11 protein-coding genes are annotated in these 13,341 nt (G+C 72.3%); 4 read left to right on the forward strand and 7 right to left on the reverse strand.

What is annotated here, in order from left to right; translation table 11 throughout:
• Window positions 1-87: 87 nt before the first annotated feature.
• The gene (locus R2S09_RS35260; RefSeq protein WP_306192317.1) at window positions 88-972 is read right to left on the reverse strand and encodes an endonuclease/exonuclease/phosphatase family protein; all 885 of its coding nucleotides are present in this window, start codon (window positions 970-972) and stop codon (window positions 88-90) included.
• A gap of 152 nt (window positions 973-1,124) precedes the next feature.
• On the opposite strand from R2S09_RS35260, the gene R2S09_RS35265 reads away from it, so the two are divergent.
• A complete protein-coding gene (locus R2S09_RS35265; RefSeq protein ID WP_306192316.1) occupies window positions 1,125-1,943 on the forward strand; it encodes an SAM-dependent methyltransferase in 819 nt (272 codons plus the stop codon).
• 260 nt (window positions 1,944-2,203) lie between these two features.
• On the opposite strand, the gene R2S09_RS35270 is transcribed toward R2S09_RS35265, so the two are convergent.
• Together R2S09_RS35270 and R2S09_RS35275 are read right to left on the reverse strand one after the other, a co-directional pair.
• Window positions 2,204-2,836, reverse strand: a complete 633-nt coding sequence (locus R2S09_RS35270; protein ID WP_316745381.1) for a TetR/AcrR family transcriptional regulator — start codon at window positions 2,834-2,836, stop codon at window positions 2,204-2,206.
• Between the two features lie 124 nt (window positions 2,837-2,960).
• Window positions 2,961-4,013, reverse strand: coding sequence for a TerC family protein (locus tag R2S09_RS35275; RefSeq protein WP_316745382.1), 1,053 nt, complete (start codon window positions 4,011-4,013; stop codon window positions 2,961-2,963).
• A gap of 225 nt (window positions 4,014-4,238) precedes the next feature.
• On the opposite strand from R2S09_RS35275, the gene R2S09_RS35280 reads away from it, so the two are divergent.
• Window positions 4,239-5,372, forward strand: coding sequence for a PP2C family protein-serine/threonine phosphatase (locus R2S09_RS35280; RefSeq protein WP_306192313.1), 1,134 nt, complete (start codon window positions 4,239-4,241; stop codon window positions 5,370-5,372).
• On the opposite strand, the gene R2S09_RS35285 is transcribed toward R2S09_RS35280, so the two are convergent.
• Window positions 5,326-5,667: a hypothetical protein gene (locus R2S09_RS35285; RefSeq protein ID WP_316745383.1), complete on the reverse strand. Its 342-nt coding sequence runs from the start codon at window positions 5,665-5,667 to the stop codon at window positions 5,326-5,328. The two genes, R2S09_RS35280 and R2S09_RS35285, sit on opposite strands and share 47 nt — an antisense overlap.
• A 320-nt stretch (window positions 5,668-5,987) precedes the next feature.
• Here R2S09_RS35285 and nadE point away from each other — a divergent pair, with 320 nt between their 5' ends.
• Window positions 5,988-6,818, forward strand: coding sequence for an ammonia-dependent NAD(+) synthetase (nadE, locus tag R2S09_RS35290; RefSeq protein ID WP_306192311.1), 831 nt, complete (start codon window positions 5,988-5,990; stop codon window positions 6,816-6,818).
• A gap of 228 nt (window positions 6,819-7,046) precedes the next feature.
• Here the strand turns inward: nadE and R2S09_RS35295 are convergent, their stop codons facing one another.
• Window positions 7,047-7,724 carry a hypothetical protein gene (locus R2S09_RS35295; RefSeq protein ID WP_316745384.1) on the reverse strand — a complete coding sequence of 226 codons (678 nt, stop codon included), beginning with the start codon at window positions 7,722-7,724 and terminating at the stop codon, window positions 7,047-7,049.
• Between the two features lie 340 nt (window positions 7,725-8,064).
• Between R2S09_RS35295 and R2S09_RS35300 the strand changes: the two genes are divergently transcribed.
• Entirely contained in the window at window positions 8,065-10,713 is a 2,649-nt protein-coding gene (locus tag R2S09_RS35300; RefSeq protein ID WP_316745385.1) for a SpoIIE family protein phosphatase, read from the forward strand.
• Window positions 10,714-10,719: 6 nt separating this feature from the next.
• On the opposite strand, the gene R2S09_RS35305 is transcribed toward R2S09_RS35300, so the two are convergent.
• Window positions 10,720-11,730, reverse strand: a complete 1,011-nt coding sequence (locus R2S09_RS35305) for a cytochrome d ubiquinol oxidase subunit II (RefSeq protein WP_306192320.1) — start codon at window positions 11,728-11,730, stop codon at window positions 10,720-10,722.
• A gap of 60 nt (window positions 11,731-11,790) precedes the next feature.
• Complete coding sequence (locus tag R2S09_RS35310; RefSeq protein WP_372337830.1) at window positions 11,791-13,197, reverse strand: cytochrome ubiquinol oxidase subunit I; 1,407 nt, start codon at window positions 13,195-13,197, stop codon at window positions 11,791-11,793.
• Between the last annotated feature and the right edge of the window lie 144 nt (window positions 13,198-13,341).

Raw genomic sequence — 13,341 nt, forward strand, 5'->3', positions numbered from 1 at the left:
CGCACCGCGCACCGCGCACCGCGCACCGCGCGGCGCGCGGCGCTCGAACCGCGGCCCTGCCGGCCATGGCGAGGGCGGGAGCCGGGGTCAGCGGCCGCGGCGGTGGAGCAGGAGGTCGGCGACCACCGGACGGTGGTCCGACGCCGCGGTCTCGGCGATGTGCGCACCGGTGACGGTGACATCGGGGGAGACCGTCACGAGGTCGATGCGCTTGACCGGGTCGATCGCCGGATAGGTCTTGCCGTCCCGCGGGGCGGCGTCGGCCAACGGGCCCCACAGCTTCGCGAGTTCCGGCGCGTCGGGCTCGGCGTTGAAGTCACCGACGAGGACCTTGGGCCCGCGGTCCTCGGCGAGGATGCCCAGCATGTCGTCCACCTGGGCCCGCCGGACCGAGGGGTCCGAGCGGTAGTCCAGATGGGTCGCGTAGACGTGCACGAACGTGCCCCGCACCTGGACCGTCACCTCGGCGAAGCCCGGTGCGGGGGCCGGCACCGGGTCGGGAACCTGGGTGGACAGCCGGGTGATCTCGTGGTTCTCGGCGGCGATCACCGGGTAGCGGCTCAGGACCGCCACGCCGTACTGGCGCCGCGGCTCGCCCTCGGACGCGGGCGGGAGGTCGTAGATCGGGGCGAAGTAGGCCCGCATGTGCAGCCGTTCGGCCAGCTCCTGGGCCTCGTCGGTGAAGTCGCTGCGGGCGCCCCAGTGCACGTCGACCTCCTCGAGGCCGATCACGTCCGCGTGGAGATCCCGGATCGCCCCGGCGGTGCGGTCCAGGTCGAAGACGCCGTCCTCGCCGGCTCCGGCATGGATGTTGTAGGTGGCCACCCGCAGCGGCAGGGGCGGTGCGGCGGATCCCGCGCCGGCCGGCTCGGCCGCCGAGGCGACGGGGGACGAGACCGCGCCGAGCGCCGCGGCGGTCAGGGCGGCGGCGATCAGGGTGCGACCAGCGGACCGTCGGATCTTGCGATGCACACGAACCTCCCGATCAGAACTGCGGTGAGAATACCCGTGCGTGAGTGTGACAACTGGGACCGGAATGATGAAGTGGTGTGCGCCGCCGGGATGTTGGAACGATAGGTTGTGCGGTGAATGATCCACGCATCGACTCACGACGGACGGTGGCCATGACCGACCCCGCGACCACGCCCGGGACCGCGGCGCATCAGAAGATCGACACTTCGGTGCCGCACTCGGCCCGGATCTGGAACTACTGGCTGGGCGGGAAGGACAACTACCCCGTCGACGAGGAGGCCGGCGACGCGTACACCGCCGTCTTCCCCGGCATCGTCACCATCGCCCGCAGCAGCCGCGCCTTCCTGCGGCGCAACATCACGTATCTGGTCGCCGAGGCGGGCATCCGGCAGTTCCTGGACGTGGGCACGGGCCTGCCGACGGCCGACAACACCCATGAGGTCGCCCAGCGCATCGCCCCCGAGACCCGGATCGTCTACGTCGACAACGACCCCATGGTCCTGGCGCACGCCCGGGCCCTGCTCTACTCCACCCCGGAGGGCGCGACCTCCTACGTCGACGCCGACGTACTGGACCCGGACCGCATCCTGGCGGCCGCCGCCGAGACGCTGGACTTCACCCGTCCCACCGCGCTCATCCTGAGCAACATCCTGGGCCACGTCGCCGACTACGACCAGGCGCGCTCCATCGTCACCCGGCTGATGGACGCACTGCCGCCCGGCAGCTACCTCTCCGTCAACGACGGCTCGCGGGGCGTCGACCCGGTCTTCGAACAGGCCCAGGACGCCTACAACGACAGCGGTGCCGTCCCGTACATCCTGCGCACCGTGGACCAGATCACCGCGTACTTCGACGGCCTGGAACTCGTGGACCCCGGCGTCGTCTCGGTCCCCTTCTGGCGCCCGGACCCCACCGGCCCCGCCCCGCAGCCCATCGGCGAACACGGCGGCCTCGCCCGCAAACTCGCCTAGGGGGTGTCTCGCCGATCATGCCGGGCTCGCGGTGGCCGGTGCCGCACCTCGCCGCGTTGTCGTCGGTCGCCGATGCTCCGCATCGACTCCCTCCTCCGCCTCGTGATGCTCCCCCACTGCCTGAACGGCGTGGGGGGTACCCCCACCGCCGGCCACCGCTCCCTGATCCGGCCTGACCGGAAAGACACTCCCTGGCCCCGCCCGAGGTGACGACCCGTCCGGCGGGCGGCCGCGTGTCGCCCGCCGGACGGCGAGCGTCGTCAGGACCGGGTGCGCCGGCCGGTGGCGGCGGGCTCGGAGACGGCCTCGACGAGCAGCGGCAGATAGGTGACCGCAAGCTCTTCCGGGGCGAGCCGGTCCGGTTCGACCAGGCTCTGGGCCAGGGAGCCCTCGTGGACGGCCGTCGTGAGGCGGGCGAGGGAGTCCAGGTCGACGGTGGGCCTGCGGCCGAGGCGGTCGAAGAGCCGGCCGAGGAGACGGACGATCTCCTCCCGCAGGCGCCGGTCGTGCTCGGCCAGGGTGCGTGCCGTGGCCGGGTGCCTGATGGCATGCAGGGTGAACTCGGTCGACAGCAGGTACCACCGGCGCTCGGCCTCGTCGAGCGCGCTCATACGGCGGAGCACCGCCCGTACCGGGTCCTCGGCGGCGTCCAGTTCGTCGACCGCGGCGGTCAGCCGGTCGACGACGCGCTGCGCGTGCAGGTCGAACAGCGCGAAGAACAGCTCTTCCTTGGTGCGGAAGTTGGAGTAGAACGCGCCGCGCGTGAGCCCCGCGCGTTCGCAGATCACCTCGATGGAGGAGCCGTAGAAGCCGCGCTCGGCGAACGTCTCCTGCGCGGCCGCCAGCAACCGCGCGGTGGTCTGCGGACGGCGTTTGGTGGGCCCCTTCGGCACGGCGCTCCTTCCCGTCCCTGGACTTCCCCCGGGTGACCTACACCCCTGCGAACTGCTTCACGATACAGCACTGCATGGGATACAGATCCGTATCCGACGCGACCGCACGCCGCGGCGCGACGGCCTACGGCGGGCTGTCGCCGTCGCGGGGGTCGTCGGACGCGCGGTCGGTTCGCTCACCGGGCGTTCGCCGCCCGGCGGGCTGCTCCTCGGGCCTTTCGGCGCCGGCCTCACCGGCGGCCGGGCTCGGTGGGCGCAGCAGGCTCCATACGACGGACACGGCCAGGACGGCGATGACGACCGCGAGGCTCACCAGGGAGGGGATCTCCGGAACAGCGCTGTGGATCGTCTTGTGCGCGGCCTGGAGAATCAGCTTCACGGCGATGAAGGCCAGGATGACGGCCAGGCCCTTGCTCAGGTGGTGGAAGCGGTCCAGCATCCCGGCCAGCATGAAGTACAGCGCGCGCAGACCGAGGACGGCGAAGGCGTTGCTGCTGTAGACGATGAAGGCGTTGTCGCTGACCGCCAGCACCGCCGGGACACTGTCCACGGCGAAGACCAGGTCGGCCGCCTCGATCGCGGCGACCACCGCCAGCAGCGGTGTGGCGACACGCCTGCCCCCCTCCTCGACGAGGAACCTCGCCCCGCAGTACTCCTCCCGGACCGGGACGACCCCGCGCAGTATCCGCACCGTGAGACTCCGCCCGGGGTCGAAGCCCTCGTCCTGACCGCGCAGGATCTTGTAGACGCTGTAGAGCAGGATCGCGGCGAAGAGGAACAGCACCGCGGAGAAGCGGGTGACCACCGCGACACCCGCGGCCAGGAAGATCCCGCGGAACACCAGCGCGCCGATGACGCCGAGGAACAACACCCGGTGCTGGTAGGCGCGGGGCACCTTGAAGTACCCGAAGATCAGGGCGAAGACGAACAGGTTGTCGACCGACAGGCTCTTCTCCAGCAGCCACGCGGTGGTGTACTGGACCCCCGCCGTCGCACCGAGCACGGCGAACACCACTGCGGCGAAGACCAGCGCGAGACCGGCCCAGACCACGCTCCACACCACGGCTTCCCGGAAGCCGATGACATGGGTGTCGCGGTGCGCCAGCAGGTCCACCGCCAGCGACACGACAACGGCCGCGGCGAACGCCGTCCACAGCCACAACGGGACGTCGGGCACGCTGTTGCCTCCCGTGGGGCCGGCACGACGGGGATCATCCGCTCTCGGGGACGAGTCTGGGACACGGCGCCGCTCCTGTCCTGCGGACCTGCTCCGTCCCCCCGGCCGTTCAGCGGCCCGGGGACGCGCCCGGACCACCCGTGTCACGCGTCCGGCTGGCAGACCGCGGCCGATGTCCGCAAGTGTGGTGGGTGGGGGGTGCCCACACGACGGCGGGAGCGGCATGTGACACGGCCTGACGATCGCCGTCCCCCGCGAGCCCTGCGGAAGGGCGGCGTCCTGCTGCTTCCCCTGCTGCTGCTCGTCGGCGGCGTCGTTCTCGACCTGGAGACACCACGCGGTGTCAGCGCCGCGGCATGCTTCTCGGCCGCTCCGGTGGTCGCCGCCCCGCTGCTGTCGCTGTCCGGGACCGTGCTCGTCGGGCTGGCCGCGTGCGCCGCCGACCTGGCCGTGATCGCGCACTTCGGCGCTCTGCGGGACCCGGGCGCCTACAGCGAGTGGATCACGGTCGCCGTCATGGCCGTCATCGCCGTGCTCCTCAACCTTCTGCTCCACCACCGGGAGATGCGGTTGCAGTCGGTGCGCAGCGTCGCCGCCGCGGTGCAGCACGCCGTGCTGCCGCAGCCCCCGCCACGCATCGGGACGCTGCGCGTCGCCGCCCGCTACGAGGCCGCCCAGGCCGATGCGCAGCTCGGCGGCGACCTGTACGCGGTGCAGGACACCCCCTACGGGGTGCGCTGCCTGATCGGTGACGTACGCGGCAAGGGAATGGGCGCGGTCGAGGCGGTCACCGTCGTCCTGGGTGCCTTCCGGGAGGCGGCCCAGCACGAACCCACGCTGACCGGGCTCGCCGCACGGATCGACCAGTCACTGCTCCGGGAATCCGCGCTGCGGGACGGAATCGACCAGGTCGAGGACTTCACCACCGCCGTACTGGCCGAGATCCCCCGGCCGGGTGACCGGGTGCGTCTGATCAACCGCGGGCACCCGGCGCCGCTGCTGCTCGCCGAGGGCACGGTGCGCACCCTGGAGCCCGCCCGGCCCGCCCTGCCGCTGGGCCTGGCCATGCTGGCCGCGGATCCCGGCCGCACCGACACCGTGTCCTTCCCGCCGGGAGCCAGCCTGCTGCTGTACACCGACGGGCTGACCGAGGCCCGGGACCCGAGCGGGACCTTCTACGACCCCGCCGACCGGCTCTGCGGACAGGTCCCCCGGAGCCCGGACGCGCTCCTGGCCGCCGTCGTCGCCGATGTCCGCCGGCACACCCGCGGCCGGGTCACCGACGACATGGCTCTGCTCGCCCTCACCCGGGTCATGCCGACAGGCCGTGTTCCGCGGCCCACTGGATCTGGCCGATGACCCACTGGAGACGGGCGTCCTGGTCGTGTCCGTCCGCGGCCCACTGGATCTGGCCGATGACCCACTGCTGACGGGCGTCCTGGTCATGTCCGTCCGCGGCCCACTGGATCTGGCCCATGACCCACTGCTGACGGGCGTCCTCGTCATGACCGTCCGCGACCCTGACGAGGCCGGACTGTCCACTGCCCGGAAGTGTCGCGGCGGAGGCGGTGCCTCCCGTGGCGATCAGCCCTGCCACGGCGACCGCCGCGGAGACGACGGCGACGGCGGCCCGACGTGCGATCTTGTGTGTCATGGTCATTCCTCCTTGACGGTCCCACGATCTCGGCCGTCCGGCGGTGGAGTGGACGAATCATGGTGGTTGTCCCGGTTCGGGCACTGGAGACAGTACTCCCTATTGGTTGAACGCTGAACTAGTTTCTGTGTGAGGTCCGCCATGCCGGGCAGCGGCCGGCGGGCATGCCGGGAGCGGCCCGGTTCCGCGCAGCCACGTCGCACGCCCCGATCGGCACTTCCCGGCCGTCCTCTAGAGTGCTGCCGTCCCCCGCACGCGTCCGCGGTCCCGGCCGGGCGGCGCGTGCCGACCGTGCCCAGGGGCCCGACCGAGGAGCAAGCGTGACCGACCTGGCGACCATGTCCCTGCAACAGGAGATCGCCCGGGATCTCCAGGTGAGCGCGTCCTTCGACGCGCGGGAGGAGATCGAGCGCCGGGTGGCCTTCCTCGCCGGGCAGCTGACCTCGACGGGCCTGCGCTCGTTGGTGCTGGGCATCAGCGGGGGAGTGGACTCCCTGACCGCGGGCCGGCTGTGTCAGCTCGCGGTCGAACGGGTCCGTGCCGAAGGGCGGGAAGCGGTGTTCTTCGCGATGCGGCTCCCCTACGGCGACCAGGCCGACGAGAAGGACGCGCAACTGGCGCTGGAGTTCATCCGGCCCGACCGGGTCCTGACCGTCGATGTGAAGCCCGCGAGCGACGCCGCGCTCCAGGCGGCGCTGGCCGGCGGAACGGAGTTCCGCGACGCGCACCACCAGGACTTCGTGCACGGCAACATCAAGGCCCGGCAGCGCATGATCGCCCAGTACGCGGTCGCGGGCGCGCACGACGGCCTGGTCGTGGGCACCGACCACGCCGCCGAGGCGGTCTCCGGCTTCTTCACCAAGTTCGGTGACGGCGCCGCCGACGTGGTTCCGCTCACCGGCCTCACCAAGCGGCGGGTGCGGGCCGTGGCACAGGCCCTGGGCGCCCCCTCCGCGCTGGTCCTGAAGACCCCGACCGCGGACCTGGAGACCCTGAACCCGGGCAGGCCCGACGAGGACGCGCTCGGCGTCACCTACGACGACATCGACGACTTCCTGGAGGGCGAGCCCGTAGGCGAGGCGGCCTTCGAGGCCATCGCCCGCCGCTACCGGCTCACCGAGCACAAGCGCCGGCCGCCGATCGCTCCCTGACTCCCGCATCGGCGAACCGGCGACCCCTCATGAGCCGCGGGTACCCGGCGTGTCACCGGATCCGGTGACACCCGGCACACGATCCGGTGTGACGCCGGCACACGATCCGGTGTCACGCCGACCCACGATCCGGCGGGAGACCGGCACACCGCTGATGGACGGCACCGCTTTCGGCGGTGGCCGTCCATCAGCACAGCGGTGGCACACGGCCCCTCGACGACGCCCGGTTCAGGCCGGCTGCTGCTCCTCGCTCGGCTCGGCTGCCGCCGCGGGCTCGCTCGGCTCGGCCGTCGTGTAGAAGACGGACGTGCCCTGCTTGGTGCGCTGAGCCTGGTTCTTGGCCACGAGCCCCTCGAGCGTGGTGCGCACGACGGTCGTCTTGACCGTGCGCTCGGGGTGCTGCCGGTCCAGCTCGGTGGCGATCTCGGCCGCGGAACGCGGTTCGCTCTGCGCGGCCAGGTGGGCGCGGACGATCTCGACGAGCGTGGGCCGCGCCGGAGCCGAGCCCGCCGTCCCGTCCTCGGCCTTGCCCTTGGCCTTGGCGTCGGCCTTGCCGGCCGGGGCCTTCTTGGCGGACACCTTCCGGGCCGGCGTGGTGGACTTCTTCGCCTGCGTCCGCTTGCCGCGACCCGCACCGGTGGCCGTGGCCGTCTTCTTGCGCGGGGCGGGCACGGCCACGGCGGCCGGTTCGGCGGCGGGCGTCCGGGGCGCCGCGGCCACCCCCAGCGCCTGCTGGACGTTCACCAGGACGGCGTGGTCCTGCTGGAGGGCGGCCAACTGCTCCTGCAGGGCGGCGATCTCCCCGCTGATGCGTTCCTGTTCCTTCAGATTGTTCTCGAGGTCACCGGCGACCTGGGCGGCGTACTGCGATGTCAGGCCGGAGGCCGCCGTGTCGATCTGCGACATGTTCCTCATAACCCCTTCCGGGTTCGGCGGCTCGCGCGCAGAGGCCAGGACGTGTGCGGTGCCAAACACATGTGCGTGTTCGCCTGGTGCCGCACCAGCGGCGGCGGTTACTGCTGCAAGCCGTTTTCCAGCGATAGTACGGAAGATGGACGCACGGTGGTGTCGGATGTGCCGTGCCCGGTCAACTCCCTTGCCGCGCCACCTCGTCACCGGACCTCCCCGCGCGGCCGCCGCGGCAGCTCGTGGCGGCCTCACCCGGCCGGCGCACAGCCGCGCCGCCGACCCGATGGCGGGCGTGGCAGCCCGCCGCGCGGCGGGCCCGCCGAGGCACACTGGTGACATGGGCGACGCAGGTCATTCGGATGCTGTCTCACGGCGCTTTCCGCAGGCACCCGCGAGCGCGGCCGCGGCTCGGCGGTTCGTGGCGGAGGCACTCTCCGACGCCCCCTCCGACCTGGTCCACACCGCTCAGCTCCTGGTCAGCGAGCTGGTGACGAACGCGGTACTGCATGCGCGCACCCAGGTCGAGGTGGGCGTGCGCGTCCACGGCGGCAGGGTTCGCGTGCAGGTCGATGACGAGCGTCCCAGCCGCGGACTCGTACCGCAGGACTGCCCGCCGTACGCCGGCACCGGACAGGGCCTGGCCCTGGTGGAGCACATGGCGTCGCGCCATGGTGTGCACGCCGACGACCGGCAGAAGACGGTGTGGTTCGAGCTCTGGGCCGGCGGACCGCCACCGCCGTCACCCGGATGGGCAGCCCATCTCCCGCCCTGCGCCACCCAGGGGACGGTGACGCTCGTCGATGTGCCCAGCGCCCTGTACGCGGCCTCCCAGCAGTACCGGCACACACTGCTGCGCGAACTCACCCTCGCCGCGTCCGCCGGTGCCGACGTCGGTGTGCCGTCTCAGGACCTCGTCACCGCCAACGACATCAACAACGTGCTCAGCGCCTGTGTGTCTGCCGCGCTCGAGGAGCCGCTGCCCGACGTGGACCTCCGCGCCCTGTCCCTGGCGCTGCCCGCCGACGCGGCCCCCGCGGTACTCACCCTGCGCCGCGTCCTGGACCTGGCCGAGGACGCCGCACGGGAGGAACGCCTCCTCACCCTGCCGGCTCTGCCGCGCAGCCGCGCCTTTCAGGAGTGGCTGTTCGACCAGATCACCGACCAGTTGACCGGCGGCCGCCCCACCGCCTGGACCGTGCTGCCCCGCGAACCGGACGTCAGCCCCTCGGAACTGGTGCCGTGGGACGCCGGCCACCTGCGGGTCAGCAGGGTGCCGACCATCGCGGCCGACGAGGGCAACCGCATCATCGCGGCCAACGGACCGGCGGCGGAGATGCTGGGCTGGGAGGCGGACGACCTCGTCGGGCGCCCGCTGACCACACTCATCCCGGAGCACCTGAGGCGTCGTCACCTCGCGGCGTTCGGCTCGCTGCTGCTCACCGGGCAGAGCCGCATCATGGGCCGCTCCGTGCCGCTCCCGGCGCTCCACCGCGACGGCCGTACGGTTCCCGTCCGGCTGCTCATCCAGAACCAGGAGATGGCCGACGGACGCAGCGTCTTCGTCGCCCAGCTCGTCCCCCGTGCGGACACGAGCGACGACATGCCGAGCCCACCCGGCGTGGAGAGCCGGGTGGACCACGAGCCCGTCGTGGCCCCTGTGCCGGCCGCCGGCGAGCGCGCCAGGAAGGCGGCCGACACCGGAGGGGACATGTCGGCGATGGAACGGCTCACGCTCCTCGCGGACACCGGAGCCGAGTTGAGCAACACCCTGGAGCTGGCCGACGCGCTGGCACGCGTCGGCCGGCTCGTCACGCGCCGGCTGGCCGACTGGTTCGTGGTCGACATGTTCACCGAGTACGGCCAGGTGAACAGGGTCTGTGTCGTCCACCGCGATCCACCGGGGCCGCGCCCCACGCCGTACGAGGGCAGGCTCCCGCCGCTCTCCGAGGCCTCCCGCGGCCCGCTGGCCCGGGTGCTGCGCGGCGCCGGACCGCTGCTGCTGACGGAGGCACCACCGCCCAGCCGGGCCGACAGCGCGCTCGACGTCCACTACCGGCAGCTGTTCCGGCACCTCGGCGCCGGCAGCGCCGTCGTCGCCCCCATGCGGGCCCGCCGCGAGAACTTCGGCGCTCTGACCGTGGCCCGTGCCCGCGGACGGCAGCCGTTCACCGAAGAGGACCTGTCCCTCATCGACGACGTGGTGCACAACCTCGCCCTGGGCGTGTCCAACACGCGTCTGTACCTGGAGACCCGCAACATCGCCCAGCGCCTCCAGCGCTCCCTGCTGCCCGTGCTCCCGGACGTCGAGCACCTGCAACTGGCCGCGCGCTACGCCGCGTCCTCGACCGCCGCGCAGGTCGGCGGCGACTGGTACGACAGCTTTGTCCTCCCCGGTGGCGACACCGCCGTGGTCATCGGCGACGTCACCGGGCACAACCTCGACGCGGCCATCGCCATGAGCCAGCTGCGCAGCATGCTCCGCGGCATCGCCGTCGACCGCCAGGAGCCGCCCGACATGGTGCTGCGCCGCCTGGACCTGGCGAACCACAGCCTCCACCGGGAGGCCACCGCCACCTGCATCTACGGCCTCGTCAAGGGTTCCGCGCACCGCCCCTGGGAGCTGAGTCACTCCGCCGCCGGTCATCTGCCGCCCCTGCTCACCACCGCGGAAGGCGACACCCGCTATCTGGAGCAGGGCGCGGGCCTGCTGCTCGGCATGGACCCCGACATGCCCCGCCGTACGGCCGTCGACTCCCTGCCGGCCCACTCGACGCTGCTGCTGTACACCGACGGCCTCATCGAGCGGCGCGGCGAACCCCTCGGCCATGCGCTGACCCGGCTGCGCCGGTACACCGCCGACCTGGCACGCGAACCCCTCGACACCTTCTGCGACGAGCTCCTGATCGGCCTCGGTGCCGACAACACCGACGACATCGCCGTCCTCGCCGTCCGCCCCACACCTGCATCGGCCGACGGCGGCGGGTAGTCGGGCTCACCCCGGCGAGGACCGCTCCGGCGCCTCGCGCTGGAAGGTGGCGTACAGCAGCCACAGCGACGGCACGAGCACCACCGCGCCCACCCCCAGGGACACCAGGACCGCCCACAGGACGGAGGAGGTCGCCGCGGCCTGGGACACCGTGGTGCTGCCCACCAGCATGGCCGGGTACTGGGCCGCGCCCCACGCCCACAGGATGGCGGCCACCGCCAGAGCCGCCGCCGCACGGGCCGCCACATAGCGCCGGCGGGTCAGCAGGCCGATGCCGGAGACACCGGCCGCCGCGCTGAGCACGACCAGCGGCAGCGCACGATGGGTCAGTCCGTGGAACAGCACGGGTGCGTCCGCGGCGAGCACCGCGATGCCCGCGAGGGCCACCATGCCCGCCCCCGCGCCGGTGACCACGGCGTCACGGGCGAAGGCGGAGGCCAGCTCCGGCCGCCCCGCGCGGCTCGCGTCGGCGCACAGGTAGACCGCCGCCAGATGCGCGCAGGTCACCACGGCCAGCACCCCGCCGAGCAGCGACGTGGGATTGAGCCAGCTGGTGACCACGTCGCCCGCGGCGAGGCCCGGCGGGACGCGGCCGGAGGCGACGCCGCCCGCCACCGCGCCCAGGAAGAACGGTGTGAGCAGCGACGACAGCGCGAAGCACGCCCCGAACAGCCGCTGCTGCCACAGCTCGGTACTGGCCTTGCGGAAGGCGAAGGCGGCACCCCGGGCGATGATGCCCAGCGCCGCCAGCGTCAGCGGGATGTACAGCGTGGACATCACCGCGGCGAACACGGGGGAGAACGCCGACCACAGCATCACCACCACGAAGATCAGCCACACGTGGTTGGCCTCCCACACCGGTCCGATGCTGTGCTCGATGAGTCGGCGCCGGCCCCGGCCCTGCTCGGCGCCGCCGGCCACCAGATCCCAGACGCCCGCGCCGAAGTCGGCCCCGCCGAACAGGGCATAGCACGTCAGGCCCACCCACATCACGGCGAGCGCCGCATCCGCGAGCACGGTCACCTCCAAGGGCTCGTACGACGGCACGAGAGGGGTCACGAGGGGTCACGAGAGGGATCACACCACCGGATACCGCGCGACGTCCTCCTCCTGCGGGGCGCGCGGCACCGGTGTGCCCCGTGTCATCCGCCGCAGGACGTACACCGTGGCGACGGTCATTGCCGCGTACACCACCAGCACCAGCCACAGTCCGCCCATGAGCCCGGGAGCCGGGTTGACCGCGTCCCGCACGCTCATCACCCCCCACACGATCCACGGCTGCCGGCCCAACTCGGTCACGCTCCAGCCGCACTCCAGCGCCACCACCGACGCCGGTCCTGCCACGGCCGCCGGCGCCAGGAAGAGGCGAGGCATGGACAGCTCGCCACCGGTGCGCCGACGGCGCCACCACAGCCACAGCAGCCACACACCCATCGCCAGCAGGAAGAAGCCGACGGTCACCATCAGGTCGAACGCCCAGTGCACCGCGGTGACCGGGGGCCGCTGGGCCGCCGGCACGCGGTCCAGGCCCTGGACGACCGTGCCGGGGCTGTAGCCGACCAGCAGCGACAGGCCGTCGGGGATCTCCAGGCCGTACTCGAGGCCGTGGTCGCCCGCGACGCCGCCGATCGTCAGCGGGACGTGCGGGCCGGTGCGGTACACGCCCTCGATCGCGGCGAGCTTGGCCGGCTGGTAGTGCGACAGAAACCGTGCCGCCCAGTCGCCCACATACACCTGAAAGGGTGTCACCACGACACCGAGCGTGAACGGAATGAGGAAGCCGGCCCGGTGGTAGGCGTCGCGCCGCCCGCGCAGCATGGCCACCGCGTACACCGAGGCGGTCAGGAAGGACGCCACCATGAACGCGGCCAGGATCATGTGCACGGTCTGCGGTGGGCTCGCCGGGTTGAGCATCGCCGCCCAGGGGTCGACGTGCACCACCTTGCCGTCGCGCAGGGTGAAGCCGCGCGGCTGGTTCATCCAGGCGTTGGCGCACACGACGAAGAACGCCGACAGGGTGCCCGCGACCACGATCGGAATGCCGGTGAGCAGATGACGGCGGGGCGGCAACCGGTCCCAGGCGTAGAGATAGATCCCGAGGAAGACCGCCTCGACGAAGAAGGCGATGCCCTCCAGCGCGAACGGCAGTCCGATGACCTGGCCGAACCTGCCCATCAGCCCCGGCCACAACAGGCCCATCTCGAAGCTGAGGATGGTCCCCGACACGGCGCCCACCGCGAACAGCACGCCCATGGCGCGCGCCCAGTGACGCGCCAGCAGCCGGTGCGCCGGATCGCCGGTGCGGATGCCGTACCACTCGGCGAGCAGCGTCAGGGCCGGCAGCCCGACGCCGAGACAGGCCACGACGATGTGCCAGGCGAGCGAGAAACCCATCTGCGCCCGCGCCGCCGCCAGGTCGCTCTCCTTCACCCGGTCGGCCATGTACACGGCGAGCACCCACGGACCGGAGAGGACAGTACGCATCACGAGAACCGTCACTACCCGGTTCGGACGGCCCACACCGGCGAGCGCCGCAACAGCAACCCGAAGGCGTGAACCTGTGTCAGGCCCGAACCGCAGGAGGCTCGCTGCCCAACTGCCCGGTGCGAACTCTCCTTCCACCACCCC

This window comes from Streptomyces sp. MK7 (genome assembly GCF_032658145.1).
In the GTDB taxonomy this organism is placed as follows: Bacteria; Actinomycetota; Actinomycetes; order Streptomycetales; family Streptomycetaceae; genus Streptomyces; species Streptomyces spiralis.